The 14,734-nt window shown below is 76.0% G+C and carries 12 protein-coding genes; 7 read left to right on the top strand and 5 right to left on the bottom strand.

Annotated features, from left to right (window positions below):
- Window positions 1-22 precede the first annotated feature (22 nt).
- From ACI79V_RS16620 to ACI79V_RS16605, 4 genes are all read right to left on the bottom strand, one after another.
- The gene (locus tag ACI79V_RS16620) at window positions 23-505 is read right to left on the bottom strand and encodes a VOC family protein (RefSeq protein ID WP_456890898.1); all 483 of its coding nucleotides are present in this window, start codon (window positions 503-505) and stop codon (window positions 23-25) included.
- Between the two features lie 154 nt (window positions 506-659).
- Window positions 660-4,412, bottom strand: a complete 3,753-nt coding sequence (locus ACI79V_RS16615; protein WP_456890896.1) for a DNA polymerase III subunit alpha — start codon at window positions 4,410-4,412, stop codon at window positions 660-662.
- Complete coding sequence (locus ACI79V_RS16610; RefSeq protein ID WP_456890894.1) at window positions 4,409-4,900, bottom strand: SAV_6107 family HEPN domain-containing protein; 492 nt, start codon at window positions 4,898-4,900, stop codon at window positions 4,409-4,411. The genes ACI79V_RS16615 and ACI79V_RS16610 overlap by 4 nt, the downstream gene beginning before the upstream one ends.
- Window positions 4,900-5,226: a DUF6504 family protein gene (locus ACI79V_RS16605; RefSeq protein WP_456890892.1), complete on the bottom strand. Its 327-nt coding sequence runs from the start codon at window positions 5,224-5,226 to the stop codon at window positions 4,900-4,902. The genes ACI79V_RS16610 and ACI79V_RS16605 overlap by 1 nt, the downstream gene beginning before the upstream one ends.
- A gap of 435 nt (window positions 5,227-5,661) precedes the next feature.
- Here ACI79V_RS16605 and ACI79V_RS16600 point away from each other — a divergent pair, with 435 nt between their 5' ends.
- Window positions 5,662-6,066 carry a hypothetical protein gene (locus ACI79V_RS16600; RefSeq protein ID WP_456890890.1) on the top strand — a complete coding sequence of 135 codons (405 nt, stop codon included), beginning with the start codon at window positions 5,662-5,664 and terminating at the stop codon, window positions 6,064-6,066.
- 213 nt (window positions 6,067-6,279) lie between these two features.
- On the opposite strand, the gene ACI79V_RS16595 is transcribed toward ACI79V_RS16600, so the two are convergent.
- Window positions 6,280-9,051, bottom strand: coding sequence for an AAA family ATPase (locus ACI79V_RS16595; RefSeq protein WP_456890889.1), 2,772 nt, complete (start codon window positions 9,049-9,051; stop codon window positions 6,280-6,282).
- A 219-nt stretch (window positions 9,052-9,270) separates the two neighbouring features.
- Here ACI79V_RS16595 and ACI79V_RS16590 point away from each other — a divergent pair, with 219 nt between their 5' ends.
- From ACI79V_RS16590 to ACI79V_RS16565, 6 genes are read left to right on the top strand one after another with little or no spacing between them, the layout of a single operon-like run.
- Window positions 9,271-9,807, top strand: coding sequence for a YbaK/EbsC family protein (locus tag ACI79V_RS16590; RefSeq protein WP_456890888.1), 537 nt, complete (start codon window positions 9,271-9,273; stop codon window positions 9,805-9,807).
- Between the two features lie 13 nt (window positions 9,808-9,820).
- Window positions 9,821-10,402, top strand: a complete 582-nt coding sequence (locus ACI79V_RS16585) for a GNAT family N-acetyltransferase (protein ID WP_456890886.1) — start codon at window positions 9,821-9,823, stop codon at window positions 10,400-10,402.
- Between the two features lie 2 nt (window positions 10,403-10,404).
- Window positions 10,405-12,048, top strand: coding sequence for a phytoene desaturase family protein (locus ACI79V_RS16580; protein WP_456890884.1), 1,644 nt, complete (start codon window positions 10,405-10,407; stop codon window positions 12,046-12,048).
- The gene (locus ACI79V_RS16575) at window positions 12,045-12,851 is read left to right on the top strand and encodes a carotenoid biosynthesis protein (RefSeq protein ID WP_456890882.1); all 807 of its coding nucleotides are present in this window, start codon (window positions 12,045-12,047) and stop codon (window positions 12,849-12,851) included. Before ACI79V_RS16580 ends, ACI79V_RS16575 begins: the two co-directional genes overlap by 4 nt.
- Window positions 12,848-13,948, top strand: a complete 1,101-nt coding sequence (locus tag ACI79V_RS16570; RefSeq protein ID WP_456890880.1) for a glycosyltransferase — start codon at window positions 12,848-12,850, stop codon at window positions 13,946-13,948. Before ACI79V_RS16575 ends, ACI79V_RS16570 begins: the two co-directional genes overlap by 4 nt.
- A 19-nt stretch (window positions 13,949-13,967) precedes the next feature.
- Entirely contained in the window at window positions 13,968-14,633 is a 666-nt protein-coding gene (locus ACI79V_RS16565) for a flavin reductase family protein (RefSeq protein WP_456890878.1), read from the top strand.
- Window positions 14,634-14,734 lie beyond the last annotated feature (101 nt).

The following is a 14,734-nucleotide window of genomic DNA, read 5'->3' as shown; positions in this document are numbered from 1 at the left end:
CCCGCGCCGCCCGGCCGCGCCGTCAGGCGGAGACCGCGTCGGCGGCCCGCTCGAGGTCGGCGACGACGATCCTGCGCATCGTGAACATCTCCTGGACCGCGCGCTGCCGGCGGTCGGGGTCGGGGTCGCCCTGCAGCTCCAGCAGGCGGGTGGGCACGACCTGCCAGGAGACGCCGAAGCGGTCCCTGAGCCACCCGCAGGGAGCCTCCTCGCCGCCGTCGGTGAGCCGGTCCCAGTAGTGGTCGACCTCGGCCTGGTCGGCACACAGGACCTGGAAGGAGACGGCCTCGCTGAAGTGCCAGTCCTGTGGGCCGCCGTTGAGGCCGACGTACTCGGTGTCGCCGAGCCGCCAGCTGACGGTGAGGACCTGCCCCTCCCGCTCGGGGTCCTCGGCGCCGTAGCGGACCGTGCCGAGGATCTCGGAGTCCGGCCAGATCGACGTGTAGAAGCGCGCGGCCTCCTCCGCCTCGGTGTCGAACCACAGGCACGGGATCTGCTTCGGCATGGCCGTCCTCCCCGGACAGGCCGGCGGGGCGCCGGCGCTCGCGGGTTCCGACCGCCGCCGCGCCCGGGACTCATCGGTGGTGAGGTGCTGGAACGGCCCCGCTGCAGGGTCCCGCCGCGAGCGTGCGAGCGGTGGGGGGCAGCGGGGTCCTTCCTCAGTGGCCGGGGCTGCCGGGGCTGGAGTGCCACAGCTTCCGGGGGGCGGACGCCGCGGCGCGGCGGGCGGCGGTGGCGGCGTCGTCCCCGGCGGGCTTGATGTCGGCGTAGGGCGACATCCGGAAGCCGGTCGGGTGCACGAGCACCGGCTTGACCACCACCGGCCGCGAGCCGTGCGAGGCCGCCGCGCCGGTGATGGCCCGCTCGGTGTACTCCCCCGGCGCGGCCATGTGCTCGGCCACCGCGACCGGACCGCCGGTCTCCCACGCCTCGTGCAGCGCCGGCAGCTCCCAGGCGCCGGTGGCCCGGATCGACATCCCGCGCGGGCCGGTGCGGCGCAGCACCCCGCGGATGACCAGCAACCAGGAGTGGAACACCGTCGCGGCGTAGGGACCCTGCACGTCCTCGAAGAAGGTGGAGTCGGTGCAGCCGGTGCCGTCGTCGAGGGTCACGAACACCACCCGGCGTCCCGACCGGATCGGCGGCGTCTGGGTGGCCACCTTGACCCCGGCCACCAGCACCTCGGCGCCGCTGCGGCAGCCGAGCAGCTCCTCGGCCGGCACCGCGCCGATCGCCGAGAGGAACGGCCGGTAGAAGTCGACGACGTGCCGGCTGGCGTCGAGCCCGAGCACCTCGAGCTCGGCGCGCACCAGCTCGGCGTCGGTGAACTCGGGCAGCCCGCTGCCACCGGCCCACTCCGGCCCCGTCTCCCCGGGACCCGGCTCCTCCTCCCCCGGCAGCTCCAGACCGAGCAGGTCGAGGCTGAGCTGCCCGACCGAGCCGGTCCGCGCCCCGCTGCGGCTCCACCGCTCCAGCTCGCTGATCTGCAGCAGCAGGTCGCGGCGGGTCACCGACCGGCGCGAGCGGGTGGGGCGGCCGGCCTCGCGGTCGCGCACCCCGAAGCCGTAGAGGGAGTCGAACCCGCCGGCCAGCACCAGCCGCTCGACCACCGGGCGCGACACCGACGCCCGTGACCAGAAGTCGGTCAGCGACCGGTAGGGCTGCCCGGCCACGATCCGCTCGACCTCGTCCTCGGCGATGCCCTTGACGTCGGAGAGCGCGAGCCGGATCCCGTAGGCCGACGGGTCGGCCATCGACGCCGGCATCCACTCCGGCCGCCGCCAGTCCGCCCGCCGGTCCACCGGCGCCAGCCGCTCCACCCGGTAGGTGCCGGCGGAGGCGTTGACGTCGAGGCCCAGCACCCGGATGCCGAAGTTGCGGGCGTCGTCGAGGATCAGCCGCTTCGGGTACATCCCCGGGTCGTGGGTGAGCACCCCGGCGAGGAAGGCCGCTGGGTGGTGGGTCTTGAGCCACGCCGACTGGTAGGTGGGCAGCGCGAACGCCGCGGCGTGGGCCTTGCAGAAGCCGAACGAGCCGAAGGCGACCAGCACCTCCCAGACCCGCTCCACCACGTCGACCGGGTAGCGCCGCAGCGCCTCGGGCACGAACCAGGTCCGCACCTCCGGGTGCAGCTCCCGGTCGCCCAGCGCCCGGCGGGCCTCGTCGGCCTGGGCGAGGTCGCAGCCGGTCATCTGCGCCACGATCTGCAGCACCTGCTCGTGGAAGACGACGACGCCGGCGGTCTGCTCGAGGAACGGCCGCAGGTCGGGGTGCGGGTAGACCGGGTCCTGCCAGCCGTTCCGGGCCAGCAGGAACGGCGTCACCATGTCGCTCTTGACCGGCCCGGGCCGGAACAGCGAGATGTCGATGACGATGTCCTCGAACGTCTCGGGCCCGAACTTGCCGACCAGCTCGCGCTGCCCCGGCGACTCGATCTGGAACATGCCGAGGGTCCGGGTGCTGCGGATGAGCTCGAAGGTGGTCGGGTCGTCGCGCGGGATCGCGTCGATGTCGACGGTCTCGCCGTCGACCCGGGCCACCTCGTCGAGGGCGTGCGCGATCGCCGACTGCATCCGGATGCCGAGCAGGTCGAGCTTGAGCAGCCCGAGCTCCTCGACGTCGTCCTTGTCGAACTGGCTCATCGGGTAGCCCAGGAAGCTGTTCTCCACCGGGGTGCGGTCGAGCAGCGTGGCGTCGGAGAGCAGCACCCCGCACGGGTGCAGCGCGATGTGCCGGGGCAGCCCGTCGAGCCGGGCGACGAGGTCGAAGAGCAGGTCGAGGTCGCCGGTGCCACCGCCGCGCCGGGACCCCAGCCGGCTGGCCCGCAGCTCCGGCAGGTCGCGCAGCGCGGCGTGCACCTGGTTGGCCCGGACGTGCGGGAAGGCCTTCGCGACGGCGTCGACCTCGGCCGGCGGCAGCCCGAGGGCGGCACCGACGTCGCGGATGGCGTGCCGCACCCGATAGGTGTCCATCATCGAGATGCAGCTGACCCGGTGGGCGCCGAAGCGGTCGATGACCGCGTCGTAGACCTCCATCCGCCGGGCGGACTCCACGTCGATGTCGACGTCGGGCAGCTGGTGGCGCAGCGGGGAGAGGAACCGCTCCATGAGCAGCCCGTAGCGGATCGGGTCGACGTCGGAGATGCCCAGCAGGTAGGTGACCAGGCTGCCCGCCCCCGACCCGCGCGCCGCGGCGCGGACCCCCAGGCCCGTGATGAGGTCGACGACGTCGGCGACGGTGAGGAAGTAGGAGGGGTAGCCGAGGGCGTCGATGACGGCCAGCTCCTCCTCCAGCCGGACGAGGACCTCCCCGCTGCGCGGCACGCCGCGCCGGCCCAGCCCCGCCTCGCAGCGGGCCCGCAGCACCTGCGAGGAGCTCATCCCCCGCTCGCCGGGCGCGGTGACGACGTCGAGTTCGGGGTAGCGCACGGTGCCGATGCCGAGGTCGTCGCGGACGTCGACGGCGCACTGCTCGGCCAGCCGGGCGGTGCGCTCGAGCAGCCGCAGCGCCGCGTCGCGGTCGGGGCCGGCGATCTCGGCGGCGACCTCGGCCATCTCCTTGCCCGACTTCAGGTAGCCCTCGGCGGTGCGCCGGTCGACGTGCCGGCGGTCGAGGGCGACCAGCCGCCGGGAGGCGTCGAGGACGTCGGCGGTCGGCGCGTCGATGGCGTCGACGTAGCGGACGGCGTTGGTGAGCACCACCGGCACGCCCTCCTCGGCGGCGAAGCGCATCAGCCGCTGCGCGCGGAGGCGGTCGCCCCGGCCGCGGTGGTGCACCAGCTCGACCACCAGCGACCCGGGGCCGAACACCGACCGCCACGCGGCCAGCCGGGCCGCGGCGACGTCGGCCCGGCCGGCGGCCAGCGCGCGGCCCACCGGCGAGTCCGGCCCGAGCACCGCGACCAGCCCGGGCGCGTGCTCGGCGGCCAGCGCCAGCGAGCTCACCGGCTCGCCGCGGGTGCCGCGCAGGTGGGTGGCGCTGGTCAGCCGGCACAGCGAGCGCCAGCCGGCGCCGTCGCGGGCGAGGAAGGTGACCCGCGGCAGCCGCGGGTCGACGCTCGCGCCGCCCCGCACCGGGCTGCGCCGCGCGGGGGCGCTCCGGGGACTCCGCCCGCCTGCCCGCCGCAGCGACAGCTCGTCGTCCTCCCCCAGCACGTGCGCCCGGGCCGGGGGCACGGTGGTGCTCACCGCGGGGGCGACCGCCAGGTCCACCCCGAACACCGGCCGCACCCCCGCCGACCGGCAGGCCAGCGCGAACTTGACCGCGCCGTAGAGACCGTCGCGGTCGGTCAGGGCGAGGGCACCCATGCCGTGCTCGGCGGCGCGGGCCACCAGGTCGGCCGGGTGGTTGGCCCCGTACCGCAGGGAGTAGCCGGAGGCGACGTGCAGGTGGACGAAGGGGTCGCCGCTCACCGCCCGCGCGCGGGGCGGTGGGCGGTGCCGCCGACCACGCGGGGTCGGGGCGCGGGCGCGGGCGTGCTGGCCAGCAGCTCCTCGGCCACGGCGAGGAAGGTGCCGGCGTCGCGGACCAGGTCGTCGGCCTCCCGCTCGGTGACCGCGCGGGACAGCCCGGCCTCGGCCGCGGCGCGCTTGGCCGCGCCGGCGGCGAAGAAGGTGGCCCACTCCCCCAGCTCCGGGGCGACCTGCTCGAGCAGCACCCAGGCGCTGCGCGGCCGGCGGCGGCCGCTCTGGGGCCGGGTGCGGGCGGCGAGCACCGCCGCGGCCGCGCGCAGCGCCGCCAGGTGCGCGGTGGCGTAGCGCCGGCACGCGTCGGGAGCGTGGCGGGTCTCGGCCAGCGCCCGGGTGGCCTGGTCGAGCAGCTGGGCCGCGGCCGCCGGGAGCGGCGGCGGCAGGGGCAGCTGGTCGGCCGGGTCGTGGGTCATGGCGTACGCGGCGCCCATCAGTCGTGCACCCGCACGAGCGACCAGCGGTTGTCCGCCGCGTCCCAGCACAGGTCGTAGACCCCGGCGAAGCTCATCCGCGAGCGCCCGGCCCGCACCGCCTCGACCCGGAAGACCTCGCGTGGGGCGACCAGGTCGGCCGAGGCGCCGCCGGGGGCGTCGGCCGGCCGCTGCCACCACGGCGTGGTCTCGACCCACGAGTCGAGCAGCTCACCGACGACGTAGCGCCACTGCCCGCGCCAGAACTGCGCCGGCCCGAGCGGGCCGCGCTCGACCTGCACCTCCTCGCCGACCCGCTCGCCGACGTCACCCAGCACCCGGCTCATGCCCGACTCCCCACCCCGTGCCCGCTGACCGACCGGCCCGACCCACCGCACCGGGTGGGGAAGGACCCGGGTGCGGTGGGAGGCCCGCGGTGTTCGAACGTCTGTTCGAACGAGTCGAGTAGACCCGATACCACTCACAACGTCAAGCAGACGGGTTCCCGTTGAGGACGTACTGGTGCGAAACGATCCATGCCGCCCGCCTACAGGCAGGGTGTCGGGGACCAGACCGCCGTCACCTCCTGGAGAACAGACGTCGCCGCATCAGGGACCCATGGCGCACAAGTCAGGGAGTCACCCCTGACGACCGCGGAGCCACATCGGCCCAAGCTGATCCAGCGACTGAGCGAGCCTGGTGGTCTGTCGGCAAGGCGATGTGGGCCACTTGCTCGAGCGGACGTGGCACGAGAGAACCGTGAACTGACCAGGGGAGATGACATGGCGTCCGTCAGCCGAGTGAAGTTGAGCGGGGACAACGTGGACAGCCAGAAGGCACGGATCAAGGTGACCTGGCGCATGTCCTTCAGTCCGAAGGAGGTCCAGAGCCGCACTGTGTACAACTACGAGGTCTTCCTGCAGAACGTCGACGGCCTCGGGGACCCTGACGTCAGGCGCCGCCGCATTGCGACTGGGTCAGACCTGGCCACGACCGACGCGATCGACCGAGAGATCTCGGCCCTGGTCGACAGGTCGTTCTTGGACGAGGACTTCCCGTTGTTCCCCGGCGGCCCTGGCGACACGACAGACGAATGGCGAGCCGAGGTACACCTCAAGCCGTTCGTCCCCACGGGGACCTCTGGCGTCTCCGACGAACAGCTGCGCAAGGAGTTCGGCTTCTCCTGACCGGTGCGCCGCCACTCCAACCACCCCACCCAGCACTGGCCCCTCCCCTGGACCGCGTCCGACACCCGGTCCAGGGGAGGGTGCGTCAGGACGACTCCGGCGCACCCTCCCAGAGCGGCCGTCTCACATCCGTGGTGCTCGCTTCTCAGCGAGGCAGCTCGTGGGATCCTCGACAGCCAGACGACTCCGGATCCCCTCGATGCCGATCGCCTCTCATGAGACGGGAGGAGCATCCAGGAGGCTGCTCAACTCTCGACGCGACGAGATACCCAGCTTGCGGTACGTCCTCGTCAAGTGCGTCTCGACGGTCTTGGTGGTGAGGAAGAGGGCCTGGGCGATCTCTCGCGTACTGAGACCCTGCCCCGCATACCCGGCGACCCGTAGTTCGGCAGGGGTCAGAGCGTCAGGACCGTGACGGGACGCTCGCCGAGGCCGGGCACCGGCCGCCACGAGTTCCTCACGGGCCCGCCGTGCCACGAGGACGCCGCCGCACCGGGTCGCCAGGTCCAGCGCCTCGCCGAGCGGCCCTCGCGCCTCGGTGCGGTGACCGGCGCGGCGCAGTGCGGCGCCGAGCTCGAGCAGCGTCCGCGCGTGCTCCAGCCGTGCCTGACTTCCCTCTGATGCAGACACCGCCGCTCGCAGCACGTCAACGCGCTCGGCCGCCGGGCCCACCAGCGCCTGGGTGCGGAGCGCGATGCCGAGACCTCGCGGAGCTCCAAACCGGCGCGTCAGCTCGACCTCTTCCGCGACCAGGGCGAGGGCCTCGTCGTGGTGACCGAGCTCCCGGTGGGCGACAGCCGCAGCGCTCCTCCAGGGCTGGAGGCTCGGTAAGGCGTAGCCCGTCGTCCTCGCCTGCAGACCGGAGGCCAGCGCCTCCTCCAGCGCACCGGCCGGATCACCGGCGAGGAGCCGCAGACGGGCGCCCACGAAGTGCCCGCCGACGTCGGTGACCTGGTCCGGGGTGGACCCGAGCCGGGCGCGGGCGAGTGTCGTGCGTGCGCCCGCGGGGTCGTCGCGCTCGAGCCGCGCCTCTGCCAGCACGGTCACCGCGACCGTCCGGTTGAACACGTCGCCGGTCTCCGGTGGGAGCTCGGCGACCACCGAGGCGTCCAGTTCGGCGCTCCGCACGTCCCCCGCCTGCAGCAGCGACCACGAGCGCCAGGTCGAGGCGAACACGTAACCGTGCCGGGAGGCCCCCCGCTGCGCCTCCTCCACGGCGGCGCCCAGGGCCGCGCTGCCCTCCGCCATCTCGCCACAGCCGACGAGCGCCCCGCAGGCGAAGTAGTAGCTCAGCGACTCACACCCCCACTCGGCGAGCAGCAGTCCGCCGGACAGGGCACCCCGCGCCAGCGCCAGTGCCGCGCCCCGGTCCTCGCCCACGATCACCCTGCCCATCGCCCGCTGTGCCATCACCAGACGGCCGAGGGACGCACCGACCGCCGGCAGTCGCGCGCACGCCGACTCCAGGCGCTCCACGGCTCCGGCCCCCCGGGACACCGATCCCAGCGCGGCGGCCATCCGCTCGCACTCGAGCGTCAGCACGAGCTCGGCGCGGACAGGTCCGAGCCCGCCGATCGCACGGTCGAGGATGTCGGCCGCCGCGGAGGGTCGGCCCGACGCCAGCAGGAGCCGGGCCAGCTCGAGCGCGGCGGTCGCGCGACGCTCCGGGTCCCGCGCACCGGCGATGGCGGCTCGCAGGTGGAGCTGTGCGTCGGGGGAGAGGACACGCGCCTCGGCCCGGCCGAGCTCCAGCAGCACCTCGTCCCTCTGGCGCGGGGGCTCCCTCAGCGCACGGCGCAGGTACGTGACGGCGCTGTCCGGGGCGCCGTGCTCCAGCGCCCGGCGTGCCGCCGCCCGCAGCCGCTCCACCACCCAGCCGCTCCCCGCCGGCTCGGTCCGCAGCAGCTGGGCGGCCACCTGCTCGTCCGCGGCGCCCGCCCGGGCCAGGAGGCGAGCGGCCGCCGCATGGGCGAGGGCCCGCTCGCCGGCCGGACGCCGCTGGTGGAGCGCCTGCGGGACGATGGCGTGGGCGAAGGCAAGGGGTCGTCCCCGCGCGAGCACGCCGACCTGCCCCAGCGCGTCGGCGGCGAGCTCGGCCGCGCGCACTTCCAGGCCGGCGAGCCGGGCGGCCAGGCGCAGCTCGACTCCGTCGCCGAGCACCGCCACAGCGTCGGCGAGCGCCATGGCGGCCTGCCCTGCCGCCGCCGTCCGGGCCGCGAGCGCCTCCCCCAGCCTCGCCGGGCCGCACCGACGGACGGCCAGGACGTCCACCCGGCCCGCCGGCAGCGCTCGCAGCAGCTCGTGCAGCAGGAACGGGTTGCCACCGGTCTGCGCCACGCACGCCTCGACCACCTCGGGCGTCGCCCGCTCCCCCAGCACGTCGTGCACGAGCGTCCCGACAGACACCGCGTCCAGTCCGACCAGGTCCAGGCGGACGGCATCCGGGTCCCAGGCCGGTGTCCGCACCGGGCGCTGCGCGAGCACGACGGCAACCGGCAGGCCCTCGAGTCGTCGGACGAAGTAGCCCAGCCACCGGTTCGACGGTGCGTCGACCCAGTGTGCGTCGTCGACGACCAGGAGGACGGGCCCCCGTCCACACAGGTTGGCGGTCAGCCAGTAGAGGCCGTGGAGGAGCCCGTGAGCGTCTGCGGCAGGCGCCTCCGGAGCCTGGCTTCCGTCCACCAACGGCCGGGCCAGCCGGGCGGCTCCAGCGAAGACCTCCTCACGCTCGGCAGGGAACATCGCCGCCACAGGCCGCTCGAACAGCTGCCGCACGATCCCGAAGGACACGTCCTCCTCGAGGATGCCGCCGCGCGCCCGCAGCACCCGCGAGCCCTGCTCCCGGGCGAGGGCCGTGACCGCCTCGACGAGGCAGGTCTTGCCGACTCCGGCGTCGCCCTGCACCACCACCAGCCGGCCGACGCCGTTCGCCGCCGCCTGCAGGGCGCCGGCCAGCGCACGCAGCTCACCGTCGCGCCCCACCATTGCGCGGGAGGCCTCGTCCAACAGCCCGTCGCGATCTGTCTCGGAGTGGCTACCCGAGGTCACCGGACCATCGTCAGGACGTGCCCCACGGGAGGCCAGGACCCCCGACCCGGTTGTCCGCGTCGGTTACGACGGGCGATCGGGCGACCACGGTGCGCTCCCGGACAGGTGACGTCCACAGCCACAGCGCCGGACCGGATGCGGTGGCAGGATCGACGTATGAGCCGACCCGACCACCCCCGGGTGGCCGCCATCGCCGAGCTGCTCGCCGCGGCCGGCGTGCAGGGGGAGGTCAGGGGCATCCCGTCCGGCGCGCGCACGGCCGCCGAGGCCGCCGCCGGGCTCGGCGTCCCGGTCGGCGCCATCGCCAACAGCCTCGTCTTCGACGCCGGCGGGCAGCCGCTGCTGGTGCTCACCAGCGGCGCGCACCGGGTCGACACCGGCCGGGTGGCCGCGCTGCTCGGCGTCCCGGGCGTGCGGCGCGCCCCGGCCGACTTCGTCCGCGAGCACACCGGCCAGCCGATCGGCGGCGTCGCCCCGGTCGGCCACCCCGCGCCCATCGGCACCCTGGTCGACGTCGAGCTGGCCCGGTACGAGCAGGTCTGGGCCGCCGCCGGCCACCCGTCGGCCGTCTTCCCCACCACCTACGACGAGCTGCTGCGGCTGACCGAGGGCACCCCCGCCGAGGTCGGTGACGGCCCGCCGGGCCCGGCCCCCGGAGCCGCCGTCCCCGACCCCGCCGTCGCGGGTCAGTGAGCGAGGAGAGACCGTGACCGGCACGACGCCCGCGGCGCGGGTGACCGAGCTGCCCGCCGGCTGGCTGCGCGACCACATGCACGAGGCGCTGGCCATCTACGGCGCGGCCATGGGCTACGACGCCTCGGTGGTGGCCGGCCGCTACGGCTACGCGATCCAGCACACCGAGCGCCCCGGCTTCCGCGCCGTGGGCGCCTTCGCCCCCGGCCCGGACGGCGAGCAGCTGACCGGGTTCGGCTACGGCTACCTCGTCGCCCCCGGCCAGTGGTGGCACGACCAGGTGCGCGCGGCCCTGGACCGGCGCACCGCCAAGCGGTGGCTGCCGGGCGCCTTCGAGGTGTGCGAGCTGCACGTGCACCCCGACGCGCAGAGCCGCGGCCTCGGCCGGCGGCTGCTGCACGCGCTGGTCGAGGGCGTCGACGCCCCGGTCGCGCTGCTGTCCACGCCCGACGCCGACACGAAGGCCTTCCGGCTCTACCACGCCGACGGCTTCGTCGACCTCGCCCGCGGTCACCACTTCCCCGGCGACACCCGGCCCTTCGCCATCCTCGGCGCCCGACTGCCCCTGCGGCCGGTCCCGGGCAGCGGCACCTGAGCGTGCCCGCCGACTCCACCGCCGACGCCGTCGTCGTCGGCGCCGGCCACAACGGCCTGGTCGCGGCCTGCTACCTGGCCCGCGCGGGGCTGGCCGTCGAGGTGGTCGAGCGCGACGAGGTCCTCGGCGGGGCGGTGTCCACCGTCGAGCGCTGGCCCGGCGTCCGCGTCGACCGCGGCTCGAGCGCGCACGTGATCGTCCGGCACAGCGGCGTCGTCGAGGAGCTCGACCTGGCCGCCCACGGGCTGCGCTACCTCGACTGCGACCCGTGGGGCTTCGCGCCCGCCCCGGCTCCCGGCGACCCCGGCCCCGACGGCCGCCCCCTGCTCTTCTCCGTCGACCTCGACGCCACCTGCGCCTCCATCGCCGCCGCCTGCGGCGAGGCCGACGCGGCCGCCTACCGCCGGTTCGTCGGCGTCTGGGGGCCGCGCAGCCGCGCCGTCGTCGACTCCTTCGGCCGCCGGCCCACCCCGCTGGGCCTGGCCCGCGCGTTCTGGCCGCTGGGCGCCCCCACCGGCGACGCCCCGCGCACCCCCGGCGGCGACCTCGCCGTCGACTTCCTCGGCTCCGGCGACGCGCTGCTCGACCGCTGGTTCACCAGCGAGCGGCTCAAGGCCGCGCTGGCCTGGTTCGGCGCCCAGTCCGGACCGCCGATGTCCGAGCCGGGCACCGCGGCGATGGTCGCGTGGGTGGCGCTGCTGCACGACACCCCGCCGGGCCACCCGGTGGGCGGCTCCGGCGGGCTCACCGAGGCGCTGCGCCGCCGGCTGGAGTCCGACGGCGGGCGGGTCACGCTCGGCGACGGCGCCGCGCGGCTGCTCGTCGACGGCGGCCGCGTCACCGGGGTCGAGACCGTCTCGGGACGGCGGGTCGCCGCGCCGGTCGTCGTCGCCGCCTGCCACGTCCTGGCCACCCGTGACCTCGCCGGCGAGCACGCCCCGCCCGCGCTGGCCGGTGCCGCCCCGCCGGTGGGCAACGGCTTCGGCCTGGTGCTGCGCTGCCTCACCGACGCGCTGCCGGTCTACCCCGGCGTCGACCCCGCGGTGTCGGCGCAGGGCCTGCAGCTGCTGTGCACCGACCGGGCGCAGCTGGCCGCCGCGCACGGCGACTGGCTGGCCGGCCGGCTGCCGCGCGAGCCGGTGCCGCTGGCGATGTCCTTCTCCGCGAGCGACGACACCCTCGCCCCGCCCGGGCGGCACGTGGTCACCGTGTGGGGGCAGTGGTACCCCTACGACCTCGCCGACGGCGGCGACTGGGACGCCCTCGCCGACGCCGAGGCACAGCGGCTGGTGGCGGCCGTCGACCGCTTCGCGCCCGGCTTCGCCGCCTCGGTGCAGCAGGTGTACGTCCAGACGCCGCTGCTGCTGGAGCGGGAGCTGTCGCTGCTGCGTGGCAACGTGATGCACGTGGAGATGGGGCTGGCCAGCATGTTCGCCTTCCGGCCGACGCCGGCGCTGGCGGGCTACCGGGTGCCCGGCCTCGACGGGCTCTACCTGGCCGGCGCCTCCACCCACCCCGGCGGCGGGGTCTCGGGCAACTCCGGGCGGACGGCGGCGCGCGCGGTGCTCGCCGACCGCCGCCCGCTGGCCCGCGCGCGCACCCGCGTCCAGGACGCGGCCGGGCGGCTGCGGCGGGCGGCCCGGTGAGCGCGGCGACGACGGCGCTGCGGCGGGCGCCCGCACCGGCGCGGGTGCCGCTGGTCCTCGCCGTGCTCCTGGTGCTGGCCGCGATCGCCTACCCGCTCACCGACGGCGGGGCCCGCGACGCGGTGTCCTGGACGATCGTGCTGCTCGGGTCGGGGGTCTCGGTCACCGCCGCGACCGTCGCCCACGGCGCCCGCACCGGCGCGGCGGTGTTCGCCCTGGTGGTGCTCGCCTCGGTGGCGTTCGAGTCGGTCGGGCTGGCCACCGGGTACCCCTACGGCGAGTACACCTACAGCGACGTGCTCGGCCCGACGCTGCTCGGCGTGCCGTTCCTCGTCCCGCTGGCCTGGCTGATGATGGCCTGGCCGAGCCGGGTGCTGGCCGACCTGCTCACGCGCCGGGTGCGGGACGCCCGCCGGCCGGCCGCGCGGGTCGCCGTCGCCGCGGCGGTGTTCGCCGGCTGGGACGTCGTCCTCGACCCGCAGCTGGTGCAGGCCGGCTACTGGACCTGGGCGCACCCCTCCCCGGGGCTGCCCGGCATCGACACCGTGCCGCTGACCAACCTGGCCGGCTGGCTGCTCGCCGGGCTGGTGCTCATGGCGCTGCTGGAGCTCGCCGTCGCCCGCACCGCGGTGCCCGGCGGGACGCCGGCCGTCGCCGCGCCGCTGCTGGTGATCGCCTGGATGGTCCCCGGCGGCGCGCTGGCGCACGCGCTGTGGCTGGACCTGCCCGGCTCGGCGGCGTGGGGGGCGGCGCTGTCGGCAGTCGTGCTGGCGGTGCTCGCGCTGCAGGCCCGCCGGCGGTGAGCGGCGCGGCCGTCCGCGTGCTGTCCGGCCTGGCCGTCGCCAGCGCCGTGCACGCCGGGGTCAACGCCGTCCTGCTGCGCCGCCCGCCGCCGTCCCCGCCGCCGGTGACCCGGCCGGTCACCGTCGTCGTCCCGGTCCGCGACGAGGAGATCCAGGTGGGTGGCTGCCTCGCCGCGCTGCTGGCCTCGCGCGGCGTGGCCGACCTGCGGGTCGTGGTCGTCGACGACGGCTCCACCGACGGCACCGCCGACGTCGTCCGCGGGTTCGCCGACCCGCGGGTGCGGCTGCTGGCCGCGCCGCCTCCGCCGGAGGGGTGGCTGGGCAAGCCGCACGCCTGCTGGGTGGGGGCGCAGCGCGCGGCCGACGACGGGTACCTCGTCTTCGTGGACGCCGACGTGCGACTCGCGCCCGACGCCGCCGCCGCCGCCGTCGCGCTGCTCGACGCGCACGGGCTCGACCTGGTCTCCCCGTGGCCGCGGCCGGTGACCGGCACGGCGGCCGAGCGGCTGGTGCAGCCCCTCTCGCCGTGGCTGTGGCTGACCACGCTGCCGCTGCGGGCCGCCGAGCGCTCCCGCCGGCCGTCCCTGACCGCCGCCAACGGCCAGTTCCTCGCCCTCACCCGGCGCGGCTACCTGCGCGCCCGCGGGCACGCGGCGGTGCGCGACGAGGTGGTCGAGGACGTCGCCCTGGCCCGCGCGGTCAAGCGGGCGGGCGGGCGGGCGGTCCCCGCGGCCGGCGCCGCGCTGGCCGAGTGCCGCATGTACGACGGCTGGGCGGCGATGCGGGAGGGCTACGGCAAGTCGCTGTGGGCGTCGGTCGGCGGCTCGCCGGCGGCGTCGCTGACCGCGGCGGCGGTGCTGACCGCCGTCGGCGTCGTCCCGCCGCTGGCCGCGCTGCGCGGCTCGCGGGCCGGCCTGCTCGGCTGGGTGGCCGGGGTGGCCGGCCGGGCGGTGAGCGCCGCGGTCACCGGCGGGCGGGTGTGGCCCGACGCGCTGGCCCACCCGGTGTCACTGCTGGCCCTCGACGTGCTGCTGGTCCGGTCGGTGGCCGGGCACCGGCGGGGCACGCTGACCTGGCGCGGACGCGCGCTCGGCTGAGCCCGGGCGAGGATGGGGCGTGACCTCCGCCGAGACCGGCCGCCCGCGCACGTCCTTCGACCCGGCGGGGATGCGCCCGCGCGACTTCTACCGGGTGGTGAACTCGATCGTCGTGCCGCGGCCGATCGCGTGGGTGCTGACCCGCTCGGCCGAGGGGGTGCACAACCTGGCGCCGCACTCCTTCTACACGGTGGCCTGCGTGGAGCCGCCGATCGTGCAGTTCACCTCGGTGGGTCGCAAGGACTCGCTCACCAACGTCGAGGCCACCGGCGACTTCACCGTCAACCTGGTGCCCGAGGAGCTGTTCGAGCAGGCCAACGCCACCGGCACCGACTTCCCGCCCGACCAGAGCGAGGCCGAGGCCGCGGGCATCCGCCTGGAGCCCAGCCAGAAGGTCGGCGCGATGCGGGTGGCGCAGTCGCCGGTGAGCGTCGAGTGCACGCTGCACTCGACGCTGCGGCTCGGCGACAGCACCGTCGTCTTCGGGCGGGTGGAGTGGGTCAGCGTCGTCTCCGACGCCGTCCGCGACGGCCGGCCGCGGATCGAGCACCTGCGCCCGCTGGCCCGTCTCGGCGGGAACGAGTGGTGCACGGTCGGGGAGGTCCGGACCATTCCGCGGATCCCCTACACGACGTGGGCCGAGGACCCCTCCATCGGCGAGCGCGTCCGCAACGGCGAGGCATAGCAGAAGGACCTCCCTGCCCCCGCCACTCGCACGCTCGCGGCGGGACCCTGCAGGGAGGCCACACGTCCGGGCGCCCAGGACGTGCGGATGGCTTCCTGTGC

This window comes from Geodermatophilus sp. SYSU D00700, from assembly GCF_054050255.1.
This window is presented reverse-complemented; position numbering and strand designations above follow the sequence as displayed.

Bases quoted from the DNA above. Each gene is read 5' to 3' on its own strand.
- ACI79V_RS16590 (WP_456890888.1), top strand. From the start codon at position 9,271: ATGAGCCGACCCGACCACCCCCGGGTGGCCGCCATCGCCGAGCTGCTC.
- ACI79V_RS16610 (WP_456890894.1), bottom strand. From the start codon at position 4,900: ATGGGCGCCGCGTACGCCATGACCCACGACCCGGCCGACCAGCTGCCC.
- ACI79V_RS16595 (WP_456890889.1), bottom strand. From the start codon at position 9,051: ATGGTGGGGCGCGACGGTGAGCTGCGTGCGCTGGCCGGCGCCCTGCAG.
- ACI79V_RS16605 (WP_456890892.1), bottom strand. From the start codon at position 5,226: ATGAGCCGGGTGCTGGGTGACGTCGGCGAGCGGGTCGGCGAGGAGGTG.
- ACI79V_RS16600 (WP_456890890.1), top strand. From the start codon at position 5,662: ATGGCGTCCGTCAGCCGAGTGAAGTTGAGCGGGGACAACGTGGACAGC.
- ACI79V_RS16620 (WP_456890898.1), bottom strand. From the start codon at position 505: ATGCCGAAGCAGATCCCGTGCCTGTGGTTCGACACCGAGGCGGAGGAG.